The 25,462-nt window shown below is 69.2% G+C and carries 23 protein-coding genes and 2 tRNA genes; 16 read left to right on the forward strand and 9 right to left on the reverse strand.

Annotated elements, in window-relative coordinates:
- The first annotated feature begins 24 nt into the window (after positions 1–24).
- Entirely contained in the window at positions 25–993 is a 969-nt protein-coding gene (locus tag ACWDZ6_RS03995) for a DUF5926 family protein (protein ID WP_389179849.1), read from the forward strand.
- Between the two features lie 967 nt (positions 994–1,960).
- Here ACWDZ6_RS03995 and ACWDZ6_RS04000 read toward each other — a convergent pair.
- Positions 1,961–2,644 (reverse strand): bifunctional DNA primase/polymerase, encoded by a 684-nt coding sequence (locus ACWDZ6_RS04000; RefSeq protein WP_326651053.1) that lies wholly within the window; start codon positions 2,642–2,644, stop codon positions 1,961–1,963.
- A gap of 455 nt (positions 2,645–3,099) precedes the next feature.
- Between ACWDZ6_RS04000 and ACWDZ6_RS04005 the strand changes: the two genes are divergently transcribed.
- Positions 3,100–4,650, forward strand: coding sequence for a PP2C family protein-serine/threonine phosphatase (locus ACWDZ6_RS04005; RefSeq protein WP_451501577.1), 1,551 nt, complete (start codon positions 3,100–3,102; stop codon positions 4,648–4,650).
- A gap of 89 nt (positions 4,651–4,739) precedes the next feature.
- Positions 4,740–6,197: an aminopeptidase P family protein gene (locus tag ACWDZ6_RS04010; RefSeq protein WP_451501578.1), complete on the forward strand. Its 1,458-nt coding sequence runs from the start codon at positions 4,740–4,742 to the stop codon at positions 6,195–6,197.
- 31 nt (positions 6,198–6,228) lie between these two features.
- On the opposite strand, the gene ACWDZ6_RS04015 is transcribed toward ACWDZ6_RS04010, so the two are convergent.
- Positions 6,229–6,690 carry an ATP-binding protein gene (locus tag ACWDZ6_RS04015; RefSeq protein WP_326651057.1) on the reverse strand — a complete coding sequence of 154 codons (462 nt, stop codon included), beginning with the start codon at positions 6,688–6,690 and terminating at the stop codon, positions 6,229–6,231.
- 192 nt (positions 6,691–6,882) lie between these two features.
- Here ACWDZ6_RS04015 and ACWDZ6_RS04020 point away from each other — a divergent pair, with 192 nt between their 5' ends.
- From ACWDZ6_RS04020 to ACWDZ6_RS04060, 9 genes are all read left to right on the forward strand, one after another.
- On the forward strand, positions 6,883–7,671 hold the full coding sequence (locus tag ACWDZ6_RS04020) for a hypothetical protein (RefSeq protein WP_451501579.1): 789 nt from the start codon (positions 6,883–6,885) through the stop codon (positions 7,669–7,671).
- A 93-nt stretch (positions 7,672–7,764) separates the two neighbouring features.
- Complete coding sequence (locus ACWDZ6_RS04025) at positions 7,765–8,502, forward strand: YcnI family copper-binding membrane protein (RefSeq protein ID WP_451501580.1); 738 nt, start codon at positions 7,765–7,767, stop codon at positions 8,500–8,502.
- A 44-nt stretch (positions 8,503–8,546) separates the two neighbouring features.
- Positions 8,547–9,200, forward strand: coding sequence for an SCO family protein (locus ACWDZ6_RS04030; protein ID WP_451501581.1), 654 nt, complete (start codon positions 8,547–8,549; stop codon positions 9,198–9,200).
- Positions 9,197–9,652 carry a copper chaperone PCu(A)C gene (locus ACWDZ6_RS04035; RefSeq protein ID WP_351454108.1) on the forward strand — a complete coding sequence of 152 codons (456 nt, stop codon included), beginning with the start codon at positions 9,197–9,199 and terminating at the stop codon, positions 9,650–9,652. Before ACWDZ6_RS04030 ends, ACWDZ6_RS04035 begins: the two co-directional genes overlap by 4 nt.
- A 15-nt stretch (positions 9,653–9,667) precedes the next feature.
- Positions 9,668–11,623 carry a copper resistance CopC/CopD family protein gene (locus tag ACWDZ6_RS04040; protein WP_451501582.1) on the forward strand — a complete coding sequence of 652 codons (1,956 nt, stop codon included), beginning with the start codon at positions 9,668–9,670 and terminating at the stop codon, positions 11,621–11,623.
- 19 nt (positions 11,624–11,642) lie between these two features.
- Positions 11,643–12,884 carry an iron uptake transporter deferrochelatase/peroxidase subunit gene (efeB, locus tag ACWDZ6_RS04045; protein WP_451501906.1) on the forward strand — a complete coding sequence of 414 codons (1,242 nt, stop codon included), beginning with the start codon at positions 11,643–11,645 and terminating at the stop codon, positions 12,882–12,884.
- 43 nt (positions 12,885–12,927) lie between these two features.
- A complete protein-coding gene (gene pheA, locus ACWDZ6_RS04050; protein WP_366733010.1) occupies positions 12,928–13,863 on the forward strand; it encodes a prephenate dehydratase in 936 nt (311 codons plus the stop codon).
- Positions 13,864–14,518: 655 nt separating this feature from the next.
- Complete coding sequence (gene serS, locus ACWDZ6_RS04055; RefSeq protein ID WP_451501583.1) at positions 14,519–15,796, forward strand: serine--tRNA ligase; 1,278 nt, start codon at positions 14,519–14,521, stop codon at positions 15,794–15,796.
- Positions 15,793–16,602 carry an HAD family hydrolase gene (locus tag ACWDZ6_RS04060; RefSeq protein WP_451501584.1) on the forward strand — a complete coding sequence of 270 codons (810 nt, stop codon included), beginning with the start codon at positions 15,793–15,795 and terminating at the stop codon, positions 16,600–16,602. The genes serS and ACWDZ6_RS04060 overlap by 4 nt, the downstream gene beginning before the upstream one ends.
- Before the next feature lie 2 nt (positions 16,603–16,604).
- On the opposite strand, the gene ACWDZ6_RS04065 is transcribed toward ACWDZ6_RS04060, so the two are convergent.
- The 7 genes from ACWDZ6_RS04065 to ACWDZ6_RS04095 all read right to left on the reverse strand — a co-directional run bounded on the left by ACWDZ6_RS04065 (position 16,605) and on the right by ACWDZ6_RS04095 (position 21,543).
- Positions 16,605–16,696 (reverse strand) — tRNA-Ser (locus ACWDZ6_RS04065).
- 129 nt (positions 16,697–16,825) lie between these two features.
- Positions 16,826–16,913, reverse strand: a tRNA-Ser gene (locus ACWDZ6_RS04070).
- Positions 16,914–17,159: 246 nt separating this feature from the next.
- The gene (locus ACWDZ6_RS04075; protein WP_451501585.1) at positions 17,160–17,822 is read right to left on the reverse strand and encodes a rhomboid-like protein; all 663 of its coding nucleotides are present in this window, start codon (positions 17,820–17,822) and stop codon (positions 17,160–17,162) included.
- 196 nt (positions 17,823–18,018) lie between these two features.
- Entirely contained in the window at positions 18,019–18,738 is a 720-nt protein-coding gene (locus ACWDZ6_RS04080) for an ABC transporter permease (protein ID WP_451501586.1), read from the reverse strand.
- A 17-nt stretch (positions 18,739–18,755) separates the two neighbouring features.
- Positions 18,756–19,667 carry an ABC transporter ATP-binding protein gene (locus ACWDZ6_RS04085; protein WP_389179882.1) on the reverse strand — a complete coding sequence of 304 codons (912 nt, stop codon included), beginning with the start codon at positions 19,665–19,667 and terminating at the stop codon, positions 18,756–18,758.
- Positions 19,664–20,569, reverse strand: coding sequence for an ABC transporter permease (locus ACWDZ6_RS04090; protein ID WP_451501587.1), 906 nt, complete (start codon positions 20,567–20,569; stop codon positions 19,664–19,666). The genes ACWDZ6_RS04085 and ACWDZ6_RS04090 overlap by 4 nt, the downstream gene beginning before the upstream one ends.
- Positions 20,566–21,543 carry an ABC transporter ATP-binding protein gene (locus tag ACWDZ6_RS04095; RefSeq protein ID WP_451501907.1) on the reverse strand — a complete coding sequence of 326 codons (978 nt, stop codon included), beginning with the start codon at positions 21,541–21,543 and terminating at the stop codon, positions 20,566–20,568. Before ACWDZ6_RS04095 ends, ACWDZ6_RS04090 begins: the two co-directional genes overlap by 4 nt.
- Positions 21,544–21,792: 249 nt before the next feature.
- Between ACWDZ6_RS04095 and ACWDZ6_RS04100 the strand changes: the two genes are divergently transcribed.
- The 4 genes from ACWDZ6_RS04100 to ACWDZ6_RS04115 are packed head-to-tail and all read left to right on the forward strand — an operon-like array spanning position 21,793 to position 25,455.
- Complete coding sequence (locus tag ACWDZ6_RS04100; protein ID WP_451501588.1) at positions 21,793–22,641, forward strand: M24 family metallopeptidase; 849 nt, start codon at positions 21,793–21,795, stop codon at positions 22,639–22,641.
- A complete protein-coding gene (locus ACWDZ6_RS04105) occupies positions 22,638–22,763 on the forward strand; it encodes a hypothetical protein (protein WP_451501589.1) in 126 nt (41 codons plus the stop codon). Before ACWDZ6_RS04100 ends, ACWDZ6_RS04105 begins: the two co-directional genes overlap by 4 nt.
- Entirely contained in the window at positions 22,760–24,541 is a 1,782-nt protein-coding gene (locus ACWDZ6_RS04110) for an SDR family oxidoreductase (RefSeq protein ID WP_451501590.1), read from the forward strand. Before ACWDZ6_RS04105 ends, ACWDZ6_RS04110 begins: the two co-directional genes overlap by 4 nt.
- Positions 24,538–25,455 carry a metal-dependent hydrolase gene (locus tag ACWDZ6_RS04115; RefSeq protein ID WP_451501591.1) on the forward strand — a complete coding sequence of 306 codons (918 nt, stop codon included), beginning with the start codon at positions 24,538–24,540 and terminating at the stop codon, positions 25,453–25,455. Before ACWDZ6_RS04110 ends, ACWDZ6_RS04115 begins: the two co-directional genes overlap by 4 nt.
- Positions 25,456–25,462 lie beyond the last annotated feature (7 nt).

Here is a 25,462-nt window from a genome sequence, read left to right on the forward strand (position 1 = left end):
CCGCAGTCGGGAGAGAGCCACACCATGGCCAAGAAGCGCCCCCAGACCAAGGCCGCCAGGCCCCAGGTGACCAACGGCGAGGTTCCGGTCGTCGGGGCCCGTGAGCCCTGCCCATGCGGATCGGGCCGCCGCTACAAGGCCTGTCACGGCCGGGCCGCCGCGCACGCCGTGACCGAGCTGGTCCAGCGCCCCTTCGGCGGTCTGGCCGGAGAGTGCGACTGGGTGGCTCTGCGGGAGCTGGTGCCCGCCGCGACCGCCACACTGACCCTCAAGGGCGGACTGCCCGAGGGCGTGCCGTCGGTGACCCTGGCGACCGTACTGCCGATGGCGTGGCCGGCACTGCGCCGCGACGACGGCTCCGTACTGCTCGGCCTGCAGAACGACACCTCGTCCGGCGACCTCAGCCGCCATCTCGCCGACACCCTGCAGCGGGCGCTGACCGCCGAGCCCGGCACCCCGGTCGCCGCGCAGCGCGTGGCCGCCGAAGGACCGCGGCTGCAGGATCTCCTCGACGAGAGTGCCGGCTTCGAACCGACCGTCCACTCCGGCTTCGAGTTCTGGGTCCCGGACTCCGCGGAGAGCGCGTCCCCGGAGGTGGCCGCCTCCCTGGAGCGCGCCAACGCCGCGGCGATCCCGACCGTGAAGCTCACCGGTGTGGACGCGGCGTACTGGTGCGAGACTCCGGAGAAGAACCACCTCCGCTGGGTCATGCCGCACCCCGAGGAGCAGCTCCTCGACGCGCTCGCCCGGCTGCACACCGCCGGTACGTCCTCGCTCGGCGATGACACCCGGCTGGTCGGCTCCTTCCGCGCACACGGGCTGATGGTCCCGGTCTGGGACCTGCCGACCGGGATGAGCGCCGAGGAGTGCGAGAAGCCCGCGGCGGAGTTCGCGGAGCGGCTCACAAAGGCTCTCGCGACCGACGCTCCGCTGACCGCGGAGGAGCGCCGGTCGCGTGGCGGGCTCACCAACCGCCAGGTCACCCTGAGCTGAGAGTGATGGTTTCTGTCGACCGATAGGTGACTCCAGTCACAACTCGCCCTATGGGCAGGTAAATCCCTGTCCGAATACCCGAGATCGAATTTGCGAACTGCCGATCTCTTGTTACGGTTCTAGAAGCCCGGTCGCTGGTGCATCCCCCGTCGCCAGCGACCGGGCGCTTCCATTTCCGCGGAACGGTTCGTTCCGTCAACGACTCGCGGGAACACCGGAGTTGCTCCCGGACCGCGGCAGCGAGGGCTCTTCTCCCGTACCGTCCGCAGTTGCGAACTCCGCGACTGCGGAAATAGCCCTCGACAGGGCCGTGAGAGGCCTCACGGGACATCTCGCAGGCATCCGGCGCGCCATCCGCCCCGATCGCGCAGTTCGGTCTGCTGCGTGCGCCCGCCGGAGCCCCGCCGGGCTGAGTACGGAACTCAATTCCAGGTCCGGGCGCATTGCGGTAGCAGGTATGTGCCCAGGTGTCGCGCCCCTCGGTCGGCACGCAGGTCGGCGCCTCGGCCCCGTCCTGGGAGACGAGTTCCGGCCCACATCCCCCGGGCCCTGCCCGGCGGAGTCGCCCCGGTCGCACCGGACACCTCGGCAATGGACAGCAGCGTCGGCCAGGGCGCTGTTTTCGGCCCCGTCCGCGGCCCGGTCCAGGCCCCGTCTCCGGCCCCCTCTTCGGTCTCGTCCTGCGCTTTGCGCCGTCCGCGAGCGAGGTGCCGATTCCCGGCCGGCGGCCGTCGGTCTGTCCCGCGGACGCGGCCGGCGGCGCAACGCAGTGAACACCAGGACGGGACGGGCCCGGTCATGCGGAGATTCCCGCCGATTGCGCGGGAATTCCCGGCACCGGGCCGAAAATATCGACGGAATACGGGCGCGCGGGTAGCCGCGCGCCCAATTCCGGTACAACTCGGTCCAGCTCTTACCCGTACGTGTGGCAGCGCAGGACCGTGAGCACTCGAGCCCTCGCTCGAGCTCAGTAGGCGAGCCGGCTGCCGCCGTCCGGTGCACTGGTGCTCGCCTCGACCAGCGCGTCCACCACCGCCTCCACATCCGGCAGCCAGGGAGCCGCGGATCCCGGCAGCGGCGCCCGCTCCCAGCGCACCTGCCCCGTCCCCGTCACCGAGGGCGGCAGCACCAGATAGCCGCCCTCACCGTGGAAGCGCAGCGAACTGGGCACGCAGTCCTTGACGAAGAGCAGTTCGCCGAGCTGTTCAAGGGTGTACGGGGCGACCAGCAGCGACCAGCGGGTCGGCGTCGCGACAACTGGTCCCAGCCGCATGCCCATCCGGTCGAGCGCCGAGAGCGCGAGCGCCCCGGCGACGGCCGGCAGGCTCACCGCGCACGGCGCGAGGCCGCCCGTGGCCAGCATGATCGGGGCGGTGGGCCGGTTGGTCCACCACCAGCGCACCATCCGCTCGTCGGTCGTCGCGGCCAGGATTCCTGGGTCGAAGGGGTGCGCGCCGGGTACGACGCACTCGGGGTCGGGGCAGGCGCAGCCGCGCCCGCGGTCACCGCGGATACCGCCCGCTTTCAGTCCCACACCAGGGAGTACGGGCCATTGCCAGTCGGCGGCGCAGGTGAGCGCCGCTTCGAGCTGTACAGGCCCCCTCTTGCGCCGGAACCGGAGCCTGCGTCGCCTTCCGAGGATCTCGCGCATGAGCGCTCGTTCCTTTCCGTTGAACGCCGAGGTCCACACCACACCATGTGTGCAGCTCTTCACTGTGCGTATAAGACGGCGCATCACCGCCCCTTGCCGGTGGCATGGGCGACCCCCCGCTTCGCCTGCGGCAGGATCGCCGCCCGGGGGCCGAACGTGGGCTGTAGTCCATTAAACGCGTGGCGAGGGGTGGCGCGCGCCTGGCGCTTGTAGTCCCGCTGTAACTTTTCCCCGCCACTCGGGGATGGGGCGCGGCCTACGGGCGTTAGGACGCCCGGGCCCGCCGCCAGGTTCCGGGGCGGTCCCAACTGCCCCTGGCCATCACCGTTTACGTACCCATCACGCTTGGAATGACGCTCTGCCGAACGACCTCAGTCGACCCCAATAGACCGCCATCGGGTGCATTTTTCAGCCAAGTTAACGGTCTCGTAGACACCACCAATCCCACTGGTGCAATGCTGGACATCCCCTTACTTGTGCGTGTACATGTGGATGCATTGATAGCGGCGCAGAATGACATGGGGGTTTGCGATGCTATTGAGCGAAACGCACCAGTCGGAAAGCCGGCTGCCATGAGCGCCCCTCACCTGCCGAAAGTGGCTGGAATCGATTCAGCGGTTCCCGCACCGGCGCACACTGCTTCGCCGCTGCCCGCCCTCCCGCCGGCACCGGCTCCTCCCGGAGCGGTGATTCAGGACCGGCTGGCCGGCTGGGTCTCCGATCTGACCACCCTCCACGAACTGACCGAGCGCCTGGCCAGGACCGGTTCGCTCGACGATGCCCTCCATGAACTGCTGCGCGCCGGGGCCGCCCTGGTCGGCGCCCGCCGCGGCTTGATCGTCCTGGAACCGTCGCACCCGGCCTCACGGGCCGAATGTTTCGAGTCGGAAAGCAGCCCCGCCCTTACCAAGGGCCTCGGGTTCACCCATGCCGAGCTCGGCCATCTCGAGACAGTGCCGCGTGGCGTCACCGCATACGGCCGGATCCTGGACGGCAGACCCCCCGGCGGCCATCCAGGGCCCGCGGGGCCGCCGGAGGCCGTAGCCAACGCCGACCTCCTCGGCGACGAGACACTCGACCCCCGGCACCGTGAGGTCGCCGTCCGCCTCGGATATGCCGCCAGCTACACCGTGCCACTCGCCTCCCGGGCGGCCGGGACGCTCGGCGCGGCCGTCTGGATGTACGACGAGCCGGCCGCCCCGGTGGAGCGCCAGTGCCATCTCGTCGGCCTCTACATGCGGTACGCCACGGAGCATCTGGACCGTCTCCTCGAGCTGGAGCACGCCCGCGCCACGGTGGAGACCGTTGCCGAGGAGCTGCTTCCCAGCCGGCTGCCCCGGGTGCCCGGCGTCCAGCTCGCCGCCCGGCACCGCACAGGACCGCACGGCGGCGGCGACTGGTACGACGCGCTGCCGCTGCCCGAGGGCGCGCTGGGGCTGGCCGTCGGATCGGTCAGTGGCTCGGGGCCGAGTGCGCTGGCGGCGATGGGGCGGCTGCGCGCCTCCCTGCGGGCGTACGCCGTGATGGAGGGCGAGGATCCCGTCGCCGTGCTCTCCGATCTGGAACTGCTGCTGCGGCTGACCGAACCTGCGCGCACCGCCACCGCACTCTTCGCCTACGCCGAGCCTGCCCGCGGAAAGATCGTGCTGGCCGGGGCCGGGCACACCCCGCCCCTGGTGGTCGGCGAGCGGCGCACCGAGTTCGTCGAGACATCCCTGTCGGCGCCACTGGGGATGCTCGCCTGCTGGGAGGCTCCGAGCGTGGAGCTCGCGCCCGAGCCCGGAGAAACGGTGCTGCTGTACACGGACGGGCTGCTGCGGCATACCGGAGATCCCATGGACCGGGCGTTCGCGCGGCTGCACGCGGCGGCCGTGAGCGTGCCGAAGTCCGCCCGCGACGATCCGGGGGCGATCGCCGATCATGTGCTGCGCACGGTGCTGCCCGACGGGCTCGACGAGGCCGAGATCGGTGAGGACGTGGTAGTGCTCGCCGCCCGTTTTGACTGATTTCTCGCACGTTTTCCACAGGGCTCAGGGCCGTCTTCCCGTCGCACATACGATGGAGGGCGGTCCAGTGTCGTATCGAGGAGGCAGACGTGGCCGAGGAGCTCATCCCGGAGACCCCGGAAGAAGAAGAGCAGCCGATCAAGCAGCGCAAGAACGGCCTGTACCCGGGCGTGTCCGACGAGCTCGCCGAGAACATGACGACCGGCTGGGCCGACACCGAGCTGCGCGATTTGGAGCCCATCGCGCAGGCCTCGCACACCGCCGCCCGCCGTGCCGCGCTCTCGGCGCGCTTCCCCGGCGAGCGCCTGGTGATCCCCGCGGGCAATCTGAAGACCCGCTCCAATGACACCGAGTACGCCTTCCGCGCCTCCACGGAGTACGCCTACCTCACCGGCGACCAGTCCGAGGACGGCGTCCTGGTGCTCGAGCCGAAGGCCGACGGGCACCGGGCGACCATTTATCTGCTGCCTCGCTCCAACCGCGAGAACGGCGAGTTCTGGCTCTCCGGCCAGGGTGAGCTGTGGGTCGGCCGCCGCCACTCCCTCGCCGAGGCCGAGCAGCTGCTGGGCATCCCGGCCAAGGATGTGCGCGAGCTCCCCGAGCAGTTGCGCCAGGCCACCGGCCCGGTCCGCGCCGTACGCGGGCACGACGCCGGCATCGAGGAGGCGCTGACCGACAAGGTCACCGCGGAGCGCGACGAAGAGCTGCGCGTCTGTCTCTCCGAGGCGCGTGCCGTGAAGGACGAGTTCGAGATCGGCGAGCTGCAGAAGGCGTGCGACTCCACCGCTCGCGGATTCGAGGACGTCGTCAAGGTCCTGGACAAGGCCGAGGCGACCAGCGAGCGCTATATCGAGGGCACCTTCTTCCTGCGCGCCCGCGTCGAGGGCAACGACATCGGCTACGGCTCGATCTGCGCGGCGGGCCCGCACGCCACCACCCTGCACTGGGTGCGCAACGACGGCCCGGTCCGCTCCGGCGAGCTGCTGCTGCTGGACGCCGGCGTGGAGACCCACACCCTCTACACCGCCGACATCACGCGCACCCTGCCGATCAACGGCCGTTTCGACGAACTGCAGCGCAAGATCTACGACGCGGTGTACGAGTCGCAGGAGGCCGGCATCGCGGCGGTGAAGCCGGGCGCAAAGTACCGCGACTTCCACGACGCCTCCCAGCGTGTGCTCGCCGAGAAGCTCGTCGAGTGGGGTCTGGTCGAGGGCCCGGTGGAGCGGGTGCTCGAGCTGGGTCTGCAGCGCCGCTGGACGCTGCACGGCACCGGCCACATGCTCGGCATGGACGTCCACGACTGCGCCGCCGCGCGCACCGAGGCGTACGTCGACGGGACACTGGAGCCCGGCATGTGCCTCACGGTGGAGCCCGGTCTCTACTTCCAGGCGGACGATCTGACGGTGCCGGAGGAGTACCGCGGCATCGGCGTCCGGATCGAGGACGACATCCTGGTCACCGAGGACGGCAACCGGAACCTGTCGGCGGCGCTCCCGCGGCAGGCCGACGAGGTCGAGGCCTGGATGGCCTCGCTCAAGGGCTGACCAACGGCGGATTCCTCGGAGGGCGCGCGGCTCAGGACACCTTGAGCAGCGCGTCCTCCCGCCATTTGAGGATCTTGTCGAAGCTGACCACCGCGCCCCGGCCCGGGCGATTGCGGAAGTGGACATGGTCGGCGAGCTGCTCGATCAGACAGAGCCCGCGGCCGCTCTCGGCGGTCGGCGAGGCCGGCGACACGGCGTATGTGCACTGCCCGCCGCGCCGCGTCGGAAAGCCCGGACCCGAATCGGCCACTTCGATACGGCAGGTCTCGCCGTCCAGATAGGCGGTCACCCGGTACGCCGCCGAGGCCTCGCCGGCCCCCTGGCCACCGCCGTGCTCGACGGCGTTGGCACAGGCTTCGCTCAGCGCAACTGATAGATCGTACGAAATGTCAGGATCAACCCCCGCGGTCTCCATCGTGCCGAGCAGCAGGCGACGGGCGAGCGGAACGCTCGCAGCTTCACGCCTCAAGTGGAGAGACCACCAGATGCTCATGCTCCAGCCTCCTGGCTGTGCCTCGACATACCGATACGTATTGCCGCGAGAAGCGGTCCGTAAGCACACAGTTGACGTGATTCCGCTCATTCGGCGGATGCGCCCTCCGAGCGCGCCGGTGTATGTCAGCAAAGGGGATCTTCCGGACCTGCCGTATGGGCCATCCCACCGCAGTGCGATGATGGCCCGGCCATGTCGCCCATCCCCGTCGCACGCGCCGGAGCCGGTCTACGGCTGCTGAGGGCCGCGGTGTTCACCGCGGTCTGTGTTGTGCTGTCCGCGACGGGACATGCGCTGGCCTCCTGCACGGCCCTCCCCTGGTGGACCCTGGCGCTCGGCTTCATGGCGGTGTTCGCGCTGGTCGCGCCGTTCGCCGGACGGACGCGCGCACTACCGTCCATCGCCGTCGCACTGACCGTCGGACAGCTCGCTCTGCACACCCTGTTCGGTCTCGGGCAGCAGCATCGGCTGCGGCTGGCACCGACGGCCGACGACGCGCTGATCAGGATGGCCGCGAAGCTGATGTGCGGGGCGGGCGCATCGTCCCTGAGCCCCACCGACGCCCGCCGGATCGTCACCAATGCGGGCATCGCCCCGGCGGGGCACAGCGCCCACGTCCACATGGCGCAGACCACCGCCGCATCGCCCGAGTTGCTGCCGACCCTCCCCATGATCCTGGGGCATCTGCTGGCCGCGCTCGCGACCGGCTGGCTGCTGCGGCGCGGAGATCTGGCGCTGCTGCGGCTGATCAAACTCTCTGCCGACTCGGCGCATGAGCTCGCTCAGGCGGCGTGGCTCCGTTCACTGCGTGCCGCGCTCGTTCTCCTGCGGGCGCTGCGTGCCGGCCTCCAGGAGACGCCCGCGGCGGATCCGCGTGCTCCCCGGCCGTCGTCAGGACCGCCTCCGCGACCCGCCGACGAGGCACTCCAGCACACGGTGATCAGGCGCGGGCCTCCCCCCCGCCTCGCTCTCGCAGCCTGACGCGGCCCACTCGACGCGAGTGGTGTCGCGGTTGCCCGCGCACCCGTTTGCGCCTCACTCACTCGCCTCTCCTGATCCGGAGTGTCTTCTGCCATGAACGTTTCCCGTATCGCGCTCGCGACCGGCGTCGCCGCCTCCTCCGTCCTGCTGCTCTCCGGCACGGCCTTCGCGCACGTCAGCGTGCAGCCGCAGGGCGAGGCCGCCAAGGGCGGCTACGCGACGGTCAACTTCAAGGTCCCCAACGAGCGCGACAACGCCTCGACCGTCAAGCTCGAGGTCAGCCTCCCCACCGAGCACCCGCTGTCGTCCGTGATGCCGCAGCCTGTGCCCGGCTGGAAGGTCGAGGTCACCAAGTCCAAGCTGGCCAAGCCGCTCCAGGTGCACGGCAAGCAGATCACCGAGGCTGTCTCCAAGGTCACCTGGACCGCGGACGGCTCCAAGATCGCGCCCGGCCAGTTCCAGCAGTTCCCGCTCTCTCTCGGCAAGCTTCCCGAGGACGCCGACCAGTTGGTGTTCAAGGCCCTCCAGACGTACGACAACAAGGAGGTCGTGCGGTGGATCGAGGAGACGAAGGAGGGTGCCGCGGAGCCCGAGTCGCCCGCGCCCGTCCTGAAGCTGTCGGCCGCCACCGGGGACGAGCACGGCGGCGGGGCGAAGGACGCGTCCGCGAAGGACGGCAAGAACGCCGGTCATGACGAGGACGCGAAGTCCGAGGAGGCGTCGGACAGCAGCAGCGACACCACTGCCCGCATCCTGGGCATCGTCGGCATCCTCGTCGGTGTCGCGGGTGTTGCCTTCGGCGTCCTGGCCGGACGCCGCCGCACTTCCTGATGCGCCGCCCGACGCTTCGTCCATCACATTTGGGACACTTCTCCATGCGTAAGAAGACTGTGCTCGCGGCCACGCTCGTCGTGGCCGCCGGGCTCACCCTGTCCGCCTGCGGAGGCGGAGACGGCTCCGCCAACAGCCCCGTCGCCGATGTCTCCGCCGAGGCGAACCGCCCCGCGACCCTGCTCGACCAGCCCTACACCAAGCCGAACCTCGTCCTGACGGACACCCACGGCAAGAAATACGACCTGCGCGAGCAGACCAAGGGCAAGCCGACGCTGATCTACTTCGGCTACACACACTGCCCCGACGTCTGCCCCCTGACGATGAGCAATATCGCCATCGCCAGGAAGAAGCTGACCAAGGCCGACCAGGAAAGGCTCCAGGTCGTCTTTGTCACCACCGATCCGGAGCGCGACACCCCGGCCGAGCTCGCCAAGTGGCTGCCGAGCGCGGGCGATCCGTCCTTCACCGGTCTCACCGGCGACTTCCCGACCATCCAGGCGGGCGCGCGCCAGATCGGCATCGGCATCGACCCGCCGAAGAAGGAGAAGGACGGCACGGTCGTCTCCATGCACGGCGCGCAGGTCATCGCGTTCTCCCCGAAGACCGACGCGGGCTACGTCCTGTACAGCCAGGACACCACGGCGGACGAATACGCCAAGGATCTGCCGAAGATCATCCGTGGAGAGAACCCGTGAGCCGCCGTTCGGCCCTCGCCGCTGTCATAGCCCTGAGCGCGGGGCTGGCACTCGCGGGCTGCTCGTCCGACAGCGAGCCCGAGTTGAAGGTCAAGGGCGCCTTCATGCCGCAGCCCGTCGACGACGACATGGCGGCCGGGTTTCTGACGGTGCGCAACAGCGGGGGCACGGCCGACAAGCTCACCTCCGTCACCAGCGACCTCTCCGACGACATCACGATCCATGAGTCGAAGAACCAGAGGATGCAGGAGGTGAAGGCCTTCGACATACCGGCGGACGGCGAACTCGATCTCGAACGCGGTGGGAACCACATCATGTTCATGAAGCTCAAGCAGAAGCCGAAACAAGGCGAGAAGGTCACCGTGGAACTGCGCTTCGAAAAGTCCGGCCCGATCGAGGTCGAACTTCCCGTGAAGGAGCCCACCTACAACCCGACGAGCACTGAGCACTGAGGGACTGATCACGCCATGACAGCCACCGCCCCGCGCTTCGGCCCTTCACCGGTCCGGCTGCTGCTCGCCGCGACTGTGCTCATCGGCGCGCTCCTGGCCGGCGCGAACCCCGCGTCGGCCCACGCCGCGCTGACCGGGAGCAACCCGAAGGACGGGGCGGTGGTCGCCACCGCCCCCAGCAATGTCACGCTCACCTTCTCCGAGCAGATCGCCATGGGGAACGACTCGATCCGGGTCCTCGAACCCAGCGGCAAACGCGCCGACCAGGCCAAAATCCGCGACCTGGGCACCGGCGGCAAGGTCATGTACGGCGTCGATCTGCTGCCCGGACTGCCCAAGGGCACATACACCGTGGCCTGGCAGGCCGTCTCCGCCGACAGCCATCCGGTCTCCGGGGCCTTCACCTTCTCCATCGGAGCGCCCTCCGAGACCACCGCCGCCGTGCCCGACCAGGAGGCCGGCGGAGGTGTTGTCGGAGTCCTCTACGACATCGCGCGCTACGCCTCGTACGCCGGTTTCGTGCTGCTCACCGGCGGCGCGGCCTTCGTCCTCATCTGCTGGCGGCGCGGTGCTTCGGTGAGGCCGCTGCAGCGCCTGGTCGTCCAGGGATGGGTGACGCTCACCGCGGCTACCCTCGCGCTGCTCCTGCTGCGCAACCCCTACACGAGCTCCGGCAAACTGGCGGACACCTTCGACCTCGGCGGGCTGCGGGACGTCCTTCAGACCAAGACCGGGGCCGCGCTCAGCTCCCGGCTGATGCTGCTCGGGGCCGCCGCGCTGTTCATCGCCGTGCTCTTCGGCGCGTACGCGAAGCGGGAGGACGAGACCGAGAAGAAGGATCTGAGCTTCGGTCTCGCCATCGGCGGCACGGTCGTGGCGGCCGGGATCGCCGGAACCTGGGCGCTGTCGGAGCACGCGTCGACCGGTATCCAGCCGGGGCTCGCGATGCCCGTGGACGTACTGCATCTGCTGGCCGTGGCGACCTGGCTCGGCGGCCTCGCGGCACTGCTGACCGCCCTCTACCGGGCGCCGTCGATCGAGCGCGCGGCCGTACGGAACTTCTCGAAAGTCGCGTTCGGCAGCGTCATGGTGCTCACCGCGACCGGGATCTACCAGTCCTGGCGGCAGGTCGGCTCCTGGTCGGCGCTGACCGGGACGGCGTACGGGCAACTGCTGCTGGCCAAGGTGGCGCTGGTCGTTGTCATGGTCGCCGTCGCGTGGATCTCACGGCGGTGGACGGCGCAGCTCAGCGAGGCGCCGATGGCCGAAGCGGAGGCCGACGAGGCCGAGCCGGAGCCGGCGACCGTCCCCGAGGGCGCGGACGCCGAGGAAGCGGAGGAAGCAGAGGGCCCGGACGTCTCGGTGGTCTCGGAAACCTCGAAGGTCTCCGCCGACCCTGAGCGGGCGGCTCAACTCGCCCGTCAGAAGGCGGCGGTGGCGACGGCGGAGAAGAAGCGGAACAGGGACGCCGATCACGAGCGCTCCGGACTGCGCCGTTCCGTACTGGCCGAGGCAGGCATCGCGGTGATCCTGCTGGCCGTGACCACCGTGCTGACGAGCACCGAACCGGGCCGTACGGAAGAGGAGGCGGCCAAGGGCGGCAGCGCTCAGGCGGCCGCCACGCCCCAGGAGCCGACCGAGATCAAGATGCCCTTCGACACCGGTGGCCAGAACGGCAAGGGCACGGTACGGCTCACCTTCGATCCGTCCACCTCCGGCGCCAACGAGATGCATGTCTGGATCGCCCGGCCGGACGGAAAGCCGCTGGACGTGCCCGAGGTGAAGGTCGCCTTCAACCTCAAGGCCAAGCGGATCGGTCCACTGCCGATCACCCCCGACCGCATCACTCCCGGACACTGGAGCACGGCCGCGGTCCAGATCCCGATGCCCGGCGACTGGCAGGTCCAGGTGACCGTACGGAGCTCCGACATCGACCAGACGACCATCGACAAGAACATCAAGATCGGCTGACGTACCCGTGAGTGACCCAGTGCGCGACAACGACATCTCCAGACGGCGACTCCTCGGCACCGTGGGCGCGGCCGGTGCCACCGGTCTTGTGCTGGGCGCCGCGGGTGGCGCCGCCACGTACGCCGGCGCGTCCGGCGACACCCCGACCGCGCTGACCAGCGTCGGCGCGACCGGTATCGCCTTCCACGGCGAGCATCAGGCGGGTATCACCACGCCCCTGCAGGCGTGCGGCCATCTGATCGCCTTCGACCTGGCGCCGGGCGCGGGCCGCAAGGAGGCGGCGGCACTGATGCGCCGCTGGTCCGCGCTCGCGAGCGAGCTGATGGGGGGCAGGGCGACCGGCGACGGCGACACCGGCGTCGCGCTGGACGCGGGGCCCTCTTCGCTGACCGTGACGTTCGGCTTCGGTCGCACCTTCTTCGACCGTGCGGCGCTGGTGGCGCAACGGCCGCCGGAACTGGATCCGCTGCCCGCCTTCTCCTCCGACCAGTTGGACGCCAAGCGGTCCAACGGCGATCTGTGGGTGCAGATCGGCGCGAACGACGCGCTGGTCGCCTTCCACGCACTGCGCGCGATCCAGAAGGCGGCCGGGGACGCGGCCCGGGTGCGCTGGCAGATGAACGGCTTCAACCGCTCGCCGGGCGCGACCGGGAAGCCGATGACCGCACGCAATCTGATGGGCCAGCTCGACGGAACGCGTAATCCGAAACCCTCCGAGGCCGACTTCGACAAGCGGATCTTCGTGCCGTCCGAGACGTCCGGGACAAAGTACGACTGGCTGGCGGGAGGCTCGTACGCCGTCGTACGACGCATCCGGATGCTGCTGGACGACTGGGAGCAGCTCTCGCTGAAGAAACAGGAGCTGGTCATCGGACGGCGCAAGTCCGATGGCGCCCCTCTGACCGGCGGAACCGAAACGACCGAGCTCGCGCTCGAGAAGACGCGACCCGACGGGAAGCTGGTCATTCCGGACAACGCCCACGCACGGATCTCGGCTCCGGAGCAGAACGGCGGTGCGGCGATGCTGCGTCGGCCCTTCTCCTTCCACGACGGCATCGGCGCGGACGGGACGCCGGACGCGGGGCTGCTCTTCATCTGCTGGCAGGCCGATCCGCTGCGCGGCTTCGTACCGGTGCAGCGCAAGCTCGACCGGGGCGACGCGCTGTCGGCGTTCATCCGGCACGAGGCGAGCGGGCTGTTCGCGGTGCCCGGCGGTGCACGGGCCGGCGAGTACGTGGGCCAGCGGCTTCTGGAGTCGTAAGGATCGCGGGCCCTTCGGATCGCGAGCCCATTAGGGTGACTGTATGTCGGCCATGCGCTACACGTATCTCGGTCCCGAGGGCACCTTCACCGAAGCCGCCCTGCGCACGCTTCCCGAGGCAGCCACCCGCGAGCTCGTCCCGATGCTGTCCGTGCCCGCGGCTCTGGATGCCGTACGGAACGGGGATGCCGCGGCCGCCCTCGTACCGATCGAGAACTCCGTGGAGGGTGGCGTCACCGCGACCCTCGACGAGCTGGCCTCCGGGCAGCCGCTGATGATCTACCGCGAGGTGCTGCTGCCGATCGCCTTCGCGCTGCTGGTGCGGCCGGGCACCAAGCTCTCCGATGTGAAGACGGTGACCGGTCATCCGGTCGCCCAGCCGCAGGTGCGCAACTGGCTGCGGGCGAATCTGCCGGGCGCACTGTGGGAGTCGGCCGCGTCGAACGCGGACGGAGCGCGGCTGGTGCAGGAGGGACGGTACGACGCAGCCTTCGCGGGCGAGTTCGCGGCCGCGACGTACGGGCTCGAGCCGCTGGTCAAAGAGATTCATGACGCGGAGAACGCCGAGACGCGTTTCGTACTGGTGGGCCGGCCCGCCAGGCCCGCGTCGCCGACCGGCGCGGACAAGACCTCGGTGGTCATCTGGCTGGGCGACGACCACCCGGGTGCACTGCTGGAGCTGCTCCAGGAATTCGCCGTGCGCGGGGTCAACCTGATGCTGATCCAGTCCCGGCCGACCGGAGCGGGCATCGGGAACTACTGCTTCGCGGTGGACGCCGAGGGCCATATTTCGGACCGGCGGGTGGGCGAAGCGCTGATGGGGCTGAAGCGGATCTGCCCGAAGGTGCGGTTCCTCGGTTCGTATCCGCGGGCGGGTGTGGCGGTGGAGGACGTGTCGGCGCTGCGCGCGGGGACGTCGGACGCCGAGTTCACGGCCGCGTCGGACTGGCTGGCGCGCTGCCAGGACGGCCGGTCCTGAGCGGTCGGCGCATCGGCGCATCGGCCTGTCGGCGCAGTACGGGCGCGGTCGGCGCTGAAGGATCGGCGGCCGGTGCCGAGTGCGGTACCGGGCGGCTGGTGGGCGGCTTCCGGGCCGGTCCTACCTGCAGATTTTCGTTGTCCACAGAAGTTATCCACAGGCTCGCTTCTCGACCTGGGGACAAGTCGACAACAGAGGACGACATGGTCGACATATCGGCTCACTCGCCGCACTTCCCTCCACAGAGCGGCAGGTTGGTCCGTGTCACTCCAATTCCATTGATCAACCCTTTAGAGCGAGGAATTCCCACCCGAATGAGTGCGTGAGGTGGGTTTGGGTGGGGAATCCTTCGGCCCGCGCGCAGCTTTCGGAACGATCACTTCCGTAGTCCACAGATCTCCCACACAGGCTGTGGATAACTTTGCGAAGACCCGCATCCCTGTGGACAAGGGATGTCCAAATCCCGGACAGGGCAAGGAAAGCGGGTCAATACGGGCGCTCACGCGGTGCCCCATTTCGGGGAATAGCATCCTGTTTATTGACGCTTGCGCCGGTGATTTGCCTGCCTCTTTCCAAATTGTGGCAATTCGGACAAAGGGACACGCAAGGCTATATCGAGTGCGGCGGCGAGAGTCCGCACCGGTAGCCTGGTGGGGTGATTGACCTTCGCCTGCTCCGTGAGGACCCCGACCGTGTTCGCGCCTCCCAGCGCGCCCGTGGAGAGGACGTCGCCCTCGTCGACGCCCTGCTCGCCGCCGATGAGCGGCGCAGGTCGTCCGGCCTCAGCTTCGACGAGCTGCGCTCCGAGCAGAAGTCGCTCGGCAAGCTCATCCCCAAGGCCGGTCCGGAAGAGCGCGCCGAGCTGCTGAAGAAGGCCGAGCAGCTGAAGGCCGACGTGAAGGCGGCCGACGCCGCACAGAACGAGGCCGACGAAGAGACCAAGCAGCTGCTGCTCCGGCTCGGGAACATCGTCCAGGAGGACGTCCCGGTCGGCGGCGAGGAGGACTTCGTCGTCCTCGAGACGCACGGCACGATCCGCGACTTCGGCGCCGAGGGCTTCGCGCCCAAGGACCACCTGGAGCTCGGCGAGGCACTGGGCGCCATCGACGTCGAGCGCGGCGCGAAGGTGTCGGGCTCGCGCTTCTACTACCTGACGGGTGTCGGCGCGCTGCTCGAGCTCGCGCTGGTCAACGCCTCGATCGCGCAGGCCACCGAGGCCGGCTTCATCCCGATGCTGACCCCGGCGCTGGTCCGCCCGCGCGCCATGGAGGGCACGGGTTTCCTCGGCCAGGCCTCGGAGAACGTGTACCACCTGGAGAAGGACGACTACTACCTGGTCGGCACCTCCGAGGTCCCGCTCGCCGCGTACCACATGGACGAGATCATCGAGGCCGACAAGCTGCCGCTGCGGTACGCGGGGTTCTCTCCGTGCTTCCGCCGCGAGGCCGGCACGTACGGCAAGGACACCCGGGGCATCTTCCGGGTGCACCAGTTCGACAAGGTCGAGATGTTCTCGTACGTCGCTCCCGAGGAAGCAGAGGCCGAGCACAAACGTCTGCTGGACTGGGAGAAGCAGTGGCTGACCGGCCTTGAGCTGCCCTTCCAGGTGATCGATGTGGCCACCGGCGACCTCGGCGCCTCGGCCTCGCGCAAGTACGACTGCGAGGCGTGGATCCCGACCCAGGGCAAGTACCGCGAGCTCACCTCCGCGTCGAACTGCGACAGTTTCCAGGCCCGGCGGCTCTCGGTCCGTATGCGTGACGGCAAGAAGGTGCAGCCGCTGGCGACGCTGAACGGCACGCTCTGCGCCGTACCGCGCACGATCGTGGCGATCCTGGAGAACCACCAGCTGGCCGACGGTTCGGTGCGGGTTCCCGAGGTGCTCCGTCCGTACCTGGGAGGACGAGAGATCCTGGAGCCGATCTCCAGGTGAGCCCCGCCCACTTTCCGTACAAGCTTGTCGCGACCGATCTCGACGGCACGCTGCTGCGTGGCGACGAAACGGTCTCGGAGCGCACACGCGCCGCGCTCGCCGCGGCCACCGCGGCGGGCGCCGCGCACATCATCGTCACCGGGCGTGCTGTGCCCTGGACCCGGCACATCCTGGACGACCTGGGGTACGACGGCCTCGCGGTCTGCGGCCAGGGCGGGCAGGTCTACCACGCGGGTGAGCACCGGCTGCTGACCTCGGTCACCCTCGACCGGCAGCTGGCCGGCCTCGCACTCTCCAAGATCGAGGCGGAGGTCGGGCCGCTCGCGGTGGCCGCGAGCCGCGACGGCCTCGACGGCGAGGTGCTGGTCGGCCCCGGATACCGGGTGCAGGAAGGCCCTCTGCCGGTGGTGGCGTTCGAGGACCCGGCGGAGCTGTGGAAGGCGCCGCTGAGCAAGTTGTTCATCCAGCATCCGGAGCTCGATGACGACGCGCTGGCACAGGCTGCCAGGGGGACGGTCGGCAGTCTGGTGGATGTGGTGATGGCGGGGCCCGGCGTCGTCGAGATCCTGCCGCTGGGGCTGAGCAAGGCGACAGGCCTCTCGTTGGCGGCCCGGCGGCTGGGGCTGCGGGCCGCGGACACGATCGCCTTCGGTGATATGCCCAATGACATCCCGATGTTCGGCTGGGCCGCGCACGGCGTGGCGATGGCCAACGCGCACGATGAACTGAAGGCCGTGGCGCACGAGATCACGGCGTCGAACGAGCACGACGGCATCGCGGTGGTGCTGGAGCACTTGCTCGGCTGAGGCGGAAGAGGTGGGGGTCGAACCCACACGGGCATTCACATGCCCCAACACTTTTCGAGAGTGCGGCCGGCGCCTGCTGTCGGCTGGCTCTTCCCTGAGGTACCGCGTGACTGCCGGACCGGGCGACTGCGTGACTCCCTGCCGGCTGCCGGGCTCTATGGCCTCCGGACCGGGCAACTCTGCATGCCGAACGGCTGCGTGACTGTGCGGCTGCGTGGCTGTGCGGAGGATGCGCGGATCGAACGCGCGCGGGGTTCAGAGCCCCGACGACGGCTTAGCAAGCCGCTGCCTTACCACTCGGCCAATCCTCCGGGAGGGGGCGGCCCGCGCGGATGCGCGCTCGAAGCGGCCGCCCCCCGGGCAGAGCCCCTGGGCGGCCCAGCGGAGTGGTCGGTGGCTACTCCGCTGCCTGCCCGGCTCTGCCCCGACGGGAGCTCGACGGACTCGCACTCGTACTCTCGGTCATCGCCGCGCTCCTCTCCCGGTCGGTGGCGCCGGCCGCACTGGCGTGCCCGGCTCAACTACTGTGCCTCGGACAGCGGTTCGATGCCACCGAATTACGGTCCGGGCGTACGCCTCGGTCCGTCGTCGCCGACGCGCGTCAGCGGCCAGCAGGCCAGGCCGATGGCGAGGGCGATCGCATGGCCGAGGTCGGTGTAACTGCCGGCTGTGGCGAGCGGCAGACCGAAGAAGGCAAGCGCGCCGGCGAGATAGAGCCGGCGCCATGGCCGCGGAATGCGGTAGGTGAGGATGCCGACCGAGGCAGCGAGCCCGTAACTCACCCCGATGTCCACGACATGCGCCATCCGGCGCGGCACCTCGTGGTTCTCGATGCTCATCAGAACGACCTTCTGGCTGATGAGGGTGGCGCAGATATGCGCCGTGGCCACGGTGAACAGCCAGCGCGGAGTGCCGAGCCAGCGCTCGACCGGCGCGTGAAACACCTCGAAAAGGACCGCGTAGAGGAGGAAGGACGAGGGGTTCTCGATCCAGAACGAGCTGGTCACGAGGGACTGGAGGGGATGGGCGGCCAGTTCGTGGATATTGCTGCTGGTGCGGTGGAGCAGGAAACGCTCAAGACCTTCGGTGGAGAAGGCGATGACGACACTGGTGATGGCGATGATCAGCAACCAGATATGGGTGCCGGGCGCGGAACGGACCCAGCTCCGTAGCGGCCGGGAAGCTTCTCCCCGGCCGGTGCGTTCTGTCGCTGCGGTCACCCCTCGATCATCGCGCGCGCGACGCGTCGGCGCGCCGCACGACATCGGTTGCCGTAGGACAAAGTGCCCTATGGATACGAACTCCCGTTGCCTTCACACGCAGCGGACAACGAACCGATAAAGGCACAGTTACGCGGATATGCGTCAACCCCCGCCCACCGGACGGGGGTTGACCTACAAGCGCGTTGCTCTACGGTCACTCCTCGCCGGCGAGCTTCAGCACCCGCAGCTTCTGCCCCGCGTACCAGGTCGCCACCACCGTGACCCCCGCCAGCAGAGCCACCGCCAGCGGCAGGCCCACGTCCGAGCCGATCAGGCCCTCGCCGCCGATCTTCTCGGCGAGCGACAGAGACCACTGCTGCACACTCAGCGTGCGCGCGCCCGGGACCAGGCTGCCGAACAGCGTCTCCCAGACCAGCGCGTAGACGAGCCCGATGACCACCGCGTGCCGGCTGACCGTCCCGAGCAGCAGGAACAGCGCGCTGTAGGCGATCGAGGCGACCAGCGCCGCCACGGTGTACGCCACGGCGACCTGCTGGCCGTTGCCGTTGAGGATGAATCCCGCGATGAACGTGGGAACCGCCGAGAAGGCCATCGTGATCGCGATCGCGACGATCAGCTTGGTGAAGATGATCGTCGACCGCTTCACCGGCTTGGCCAGCAGATAGACGATCGAGCCGTCGTCGATCTCGGGCCCGATCGCTCCGGTGCCCGCGATCACACCGATCAGCGGCACCATCGTCGCGATGGCGAAACCGCCCAGGACGTCGGCGGCGACCTGGTCGTCCACGCCGTTGAAGCTGCGTACCGCCGCGGCGATGAGCAGCAGCAGACCGGGCAGTACGAACAGAATCGCTGCCCGCCGCTTGCCGAGCACGGCCCGATAGGTGAGCCGGGCGACTGTGGGGTTGTACATGGACGTCACAGCTCCTTTCAGGCCGCTACGAGGTAGGAGAAGACCGACTCGAGGGACTCGTCCGACGGCGAGACCGTGAGCAGCCGGATGGAGTGCTCACGGGCGACCCGCGGCAGCAGTTGGGTGAACCGGCCGAAGTCGACGGCCTGGATGCGCAGCGCACCCTCGGTCAGGTCGACCTCGATACCGGCAGTCGACGGGTCGGCGATCAGGGCCGCGGCGAGCGCCCGGTCGTCGCTGGACCGTACGAGATAGCGGTGCGGCCGGTCGGTCATCAGCCGGCGGATCTTGCGGAAGTCGCCGGACGCCGCATGCCGCCCGGCCACGATCACCTCGATATGAGAGGCGAGTTGTTCGACCTCCTCGAGGATATGGGAGGAGAAAAGCACGGTGCGGCCTTCCGCGCCCATGCGCCGCAGCAGGTCCATCAGTTGCATGCGCTGTCGCGGGTCCATACCGTTGAAGGGCTCGTCGAGGAGGAGTACGGACGGCTCGTGGACGAGGGCCGAGGCCATCTTCACGCGCTGCCGCATGCCCTTGCTGTACGTCGCGATCCTGCGGTCCTGCGCGTACTCCATCTCCACGGTGGCCAGGGCGCGCTGGGCCTCCTTCTTGCCCAGTCCGTGCAATTCGGCGTTGGCGACGACGAATTCGCGGCCGGTGAGGAAGTCGTACATCGCTTCCCGCTCCGGTACGACGCCGATCTGCCGGTAGACGGACTCGTTGCGCCAGATCGTCCGACCGTCGAGCGTGACGCTTCCCGTGGACGGGTTGAGGAAACCGCCCATCATGTTGATGAGCGTGGACTTGCCCGCGCCGTTGGGACCGAGCAGACCGGTGACGCCGGGGCCGATCGTCATGGTCACGTCGTTGACGGCCACGACATTGCCGAACCACCGCGAGGTGTGCTCGATGTTGATGGTGGTCACAGCCCGACCTTTCGGTAGCGGCGCATCAGGACGGCGTACGAGCCGAAGACGAGCGCGAGGACGACGAGCAGATAGACCGTGCCCACGCCGGTTCCCGGTCCCGCTTCACCGGGGAAGGCGGAGGTGGCGCCGAGGAAGGCGGTCTGTACGCCGTCGATGAGCGTGACCGGCGAGAAGAGGCCGAGCCACTTGATCACATCGGGTGAGCCGGTCTCCCAGGCGATGGCCTGGACGGTGGAGACGGCACCGTACGTGATGGTCAGCGTGGCGATCACGGCGGCGACACCGAAGCCGCGGCGCGGCGTGAGCGCGGCCATCACCAGGCCGAGGCCGCCGAAGAGGACGGAGAGAAGCGCGACGGAAAGCATGCCCTGCGCGAATCCCTTCGTCTGGTCCGCGAAGTCCATCTTGGCGAGCAGCGAGCCGATGTAGAGGATGACCAGCGGTGCCGCGGTGAGTACGAAGAGGGCCGAGGCCATTGCCCCGTACTTGGCGAGGACGTAGTCGATGCGCTCGATCGGGCGCGAGAAGTACAGCGGCACCGTCTTGAAGCGCAGATCACGGGAGACCGACTGCGGGGCCTGGGCGGCCAGGAAGAGGCCGATGACCGCCTGGGTGACGATCGCGTAGCGCGTGTAGTCGAGAGGGAGATCCTTGAGTTTGGTGGCGACGGCGACCGCGACGATGATCGCCGCGGGCAGGCACATCACCGCGAGGAGGATCATCGGCAGCACCTTGGACTTGGCCGAGCGGCCGAGTCCGTAGGCCCCGCGCAGGGACTGCGAGTAGAGGGAGAGGCGGGCGTAGGCGCGGCCGAGCCGTGGCCCGTCGTAGTTCCGGTAGCCGATGTTGTGGATCCGGGTCGTCTCGGCCCCGGGCGCCATGTTGGTCTCGGTGCTCATCGAACCTGCACCTCCTGCTCCTTTGCGCCCTGTGTGCCCTGTGCCTCGGGGCGGAAGACCTCCGCGATGTGGTGGCGGCGCTGTTCCATCCGTACGAGACCGAGGCCGAGCCCGGCGACGGTGTCGCGCACCACGTCGTACGTCTCCTCTCCCGTCGCCTCCAGGAGCAGGATGTGGCCCGCGCCCGGCAGACCGTCCTCCACGCGCGCGTGGAGCGTGATTCCGGCGGCGGAGAGCGCCTCACGGAGCACCGCGGTGCCGTCGGGATGTGTGTCCGTGTCGGTGACCTCGACCGCGAGGGTCGTGGTGATCTGGGTGAAGTCGCTGGTGGAACTGGAGCGCAGCAGCGAGCCGCCGTCGATGACGACAACATGATCACAGGTGCGCTCGAGCTCGCCGAGGAGATGCGAGGTGACCAGGACCGAGATGCCGAAGTCGGTGTGGACGCGGCGGATCAGGCCCAGCATCTCGTCGCGGCCGACCGGGTCGAGACCGTTGGTCGGCTCGTCCAGGAGGACCAGCTTCGGGTCGTGGACCAGGGCCTGCGCAAGCTTGACCCGCTGTTTCATACCGGTCGAGTAGCCACCGATGGGGCGGTACCGCTCCTCGTACAGGCCGACATGGCGCAGGGTGTCTGCGGTGCGCTCGCGGGCGGCCGTGGGTGGCAGCCCGGACATGCGCGCCATGTGGACGACGAACTCGGTGGCCGAGACATCGGGCGGCAGGCAGTCGTGCTCGGGCATGTACCCCACCTGCTCACGGATGGCGCCGCCGCTGGTGGCGACGTCGAGTCCGAGCACCGCGGCCCGGCCTTCCGTGGCGGGGGACAGACCCAGCAGGATCTTGATCAACGTGGACTTGCCGGCTCCGTTGGCGCCCACCAGGCCGGTCACACCGGGTCCGATGTCCAAGGAGAGCCGGTCAAGAGCGGTCACCCGGGGGAACCGCTTGCTCAGGCTTTCGGTCGCGATCACAGTCACATTTCGAAGGTAGTGGTGCACGACACATCGGGCGTCAGCCCTGGCGGCTGGATCGACGTCCGACTCGAGAGGTACGGACCCGTAGGGGGCTACGACGAAAGTGGACGGCCGGTCTCGGGGCCCATGGCCTTCGGAAGGGTTTTCCACAGGCTGACGCACGACCCTTGACGCAGCCGCCGAGCATTGTCACATTCATCAGTGTCAAGTTACGGACGCGTACCGCACACGGGACGGACGGGTGGCATGGCCTTAGCAGTGGCAGGCGAACTGACCGCGGAACTGCGGGGGTTCAAGGAAGTGCAGCGCCTCGCTTACGCATGCGCGGAGGCCGTCGCGGCGCAGCTCAAGCCCGGTGTGACAGAGCGCGGGGCGGCGCGGATGCAGCGTGAGTGGCTGCGCGAGCGGGGCGTGCGCGACTGGTTCCACCTGCCCTTCGCCTGGTTCGGGGACCGTACGGCCTTCGCCGGCTTCCGGATACCGCTCCAGTTCTTCCCGACCAACCGCGTGCTCGAGGCGGGCATGCCCTTCATCCTCGACATGGCCCCGGTCCACAAGGGCTACACCGCGGACATCGGTTACTCCGGCTGCCTCGGCCCGAGCCCCGTGCACAACAAACTCCTCGCCGATCTGGAGGCGCACCGCGAGCTGATCCTGCGCGAGGTGCGGGAGCGGCGTTCGCTGCGTGAGATCTACGAGGACGTGGACCGGCTGATGGTCCGGCAGGGGTACGCCAACCGGCACCGCGCATATCCCTTCGGGGTCATCGCCCACAAGATCGGCCGGGTGAAGGAGAGCCGCTTCTCGCCGCACCTCTTCGGGTTCGGCACACAGTCGCTGAAGGGGCTTGTCAGCGATGCGGTGCACGGTCACCGGGACGGCTGGTCGCCGCTGTGGAGCCCGTACACGTTCTCCGATCACCCGCCCCGGCCGGGGCTGTGGGCGGTCGAGCCCCATCTCGGATTCAGGGGTACGGGCGCGAAGTTCGAGGAGATCCTGGTGGTCACCGACTCCAGGGACCCTCAAGCGAGCGCGTTCTGGCTGGACGACGATCTGCCGCATGTGCGGCGCTGGGCGGAGGAGAGAGTCGCGTGAGCGGCACAGGGGGAGCAGCCCGGCCGCGGCAGACCGCGATGGCCACGCCGGCGGCGATCGCCGCGACGGCCACGCCTCTGCGCCGAGCGGGAGCAGAAGCGAACGTCAAGGAGGAAGCGTGAGTCTCAGGGGCGCGCGGGAGCGCTGGGTCCGTACGGGCGGAATCGAGCTGTGCGTCGCCGAGCTGGGGGACGCCTCGCAGCCGACCGTGGTGCTGGTGCACGGCTATCCGGACAGCAAGGAGGTCTGGTCTCAGGTCGCGGAGCGGCTGGCGGACGACTACGGGTTGCATGTAGTGCTGTACGACGTCAGGGGGCACGGCCGCTCGACAGCGCCGGCCCCGCTGCGCGGCGGCTTCACGCTGGAGAAGCTGACGGACGACTTCCTGGCGGTCGCCGACGCGGTGAGCCCGGACAAGCCGGTGCATCTGGTCGGACACGACTGGGGTTCTGTGCAGTCCTGGGAGTTCGTCACGGTCAAGCGCACCGAAGGCCGGATCGCCTCCTTCACCTCGATGTCAGGACCGTCCCTGGACCACTTCGGTCACTGGATCAAGAAGCGGATGAGCCGGCCCACACCCCGCAGGATCGGCCAGCTGCTCGGACAGGGGGCCAAGTCCTGGTACGTGTACATGCTGCATACGCCGGTACTGCCGGAGCTCGCCTGGCGCGGCCCGCTGGGCAGGCTGTGGCCGAAGATCCTGCAGCGGGTGGAGAAGGTGCCCGGCGGCGACTACCCGACGCCCTCGCTGCCGCAGGACGCGGCGCACGGCGCCTGGCTCTACCGCGACAACGTCCGTGCCCGGCTGCGCCGCCCGCGTTCCGACGCGTACGCACACACACCGGTCCAGCTGATCACGCCGACCGGCGACATGTTCCTCTCCGAGCGCCTCTACGACGAACTGGGCAGCTGGGCCCCGCAGTTGACGCGGCGCTCGCTGCCGGCCAAGCACTGGGTCCCCCGCACCCGGCCGGACCAGCTCTCGGCCTGGATCAGTGAGTTCGTCACGGCCAACGAGGGCACAGCCGGAGTGGCCGGAGTAGCCGCCCTGGACACCGTGGCCCGGGGTACGTACGCCGAGCGGTTCGCCGGGCAGCTCGTCCTGGTGACGGGTGCGGCCAGCGGCATCGGGCGTGCCACGGCCTTCGCGTTCGCCGAGGCGGGGGCGCGGATCGTGGCCGTGGACCGGGACGCGGAGGGAGCGGCCAGGACCGCCGAGATGTCGCGGCTGATCGGTTCCCCGGGAGCCTGGGGCGAGACGGTGGACGTCAGCGACGAGCAGGCGATGGAGAAGCTCGCCGAGAAGGTCGCCACCGAGTACGGCGTGGTGGACGTCCTGGTCAACAACGCCGGCATAGGTCTCGCGGGCTCCTTCCTCCAGACCAGCGCCGAGGACTGGAGAAAGGTCCTCGACGTCAATCTGTGGGGCGTCATACACGGCTGCCGGCTCTTCGGCAGGCAGATGGCCGAGCGCGGCCAGGGCGGCCATATCGTCAACACCGCGTCGGCTGCCGCCTATCTGCCTTCGAAGGCACTGCCTGCGTACAGCACCTCCAAGGCCGCGGTGCTCATGCTCAGCGAGTGTCTGCGGGCGGAACTGGCCGGTCAGGGGATCGGGGTCTCGGCGATCTGTCCCGGCATCGTCAACACCAACATCACGTCCACGGCGCGCTTCGCGGGCGTCGACACGGCGGAGGAGAAGCGGCGCCGGAAGAAATCCGCCCGGCTGTACGGGCTGCGCAACTACCCGCCGGAGAAGGTCGCCGACGCGATCCTTCGCGCCGTCGTGAAGAACCAGGCGGTGGTGCCGGTGACGCCCGAGGCCCGTGGCGCCCTGTTCATATCCCGCTTCGCGCCCAGGACGCTGCGTGCGATCGCCCGGTTGGAACCGCCGCTGTGAGCGCCGGGGAGAACACCGGCCACTACGCCATCGTGCCGCGCCGGGTCTCGTTCGACTGGGACGGGACGCCACTGCACTGGATACCGGACGAGCCCACCGCCACGCATGTCATCAATGTGCTGCATCTCCTGCTGCCGGCCGGCGAGCGTTGGTTCGTCAAGGTCTTCAAGGAAGCACTGCCGCTGGTCGACGACCCGCTGCTGCTGAAGGACGTCAAGGGCTTCATGGGCCAGGAAGCCACGCACAGCGTGCAGCACGCATATGTGCTGAACCACCTGGCCACGCAGCGACTCGACACCGAGGCGTTCACCAAGTACGTCGACTTCCTCTTCGAGAAACTCCTCGGTGAGCAGCCGCCGTTCGGTGTGCCGATACCGACCCAGGAGTGGCTGCGCTTCCGCCTGTCGGTCATCGCAGCGATCGAACAGTTCACGGCGGTCCTGGGCGACTGGGTGCTGCACGCCGAAGGACTCGACCGGGCGGACGCCGACAAGATCATGCTCGATCTGCTGCGCTGGCACGGGGCGGAGGAGGTGGAGCACCGGGCCGTCGCCTTCGACATGTACCAGCACTGCTGTGCCGAGGGACTGGCGCGCTATGCCCGCCGCATCGGAGGTATGGCCGTCACCGCTCCCGTGCTGGCCTGGCTCTGGGTATGGGGCACCGCCTACCTGATCCGGCATGACCCCCGGCTCGCCGGCCGGCTGCGCTACTCACTGCGCGAACACAACCGCGCCGTCGGCAAAGGGCTGCTGCCCACATGGCGTGAGCTGGGCGCGGCCATACCTCGCTACCTCCGGCGGTCGTACCATCCCTCGCAGGAGGGCTCGCTGCGCAAGGCCGTCGACTATCTCGCGACCTCGCCCGCGGCCCGGGCCGCGGCGGGGGCGGTGGGCCGCGCCGCCTTGTCGTAGGCGGCTT

This window comes from Streptomyces sp. NPDC002926 (assembly GCF_053591755.1).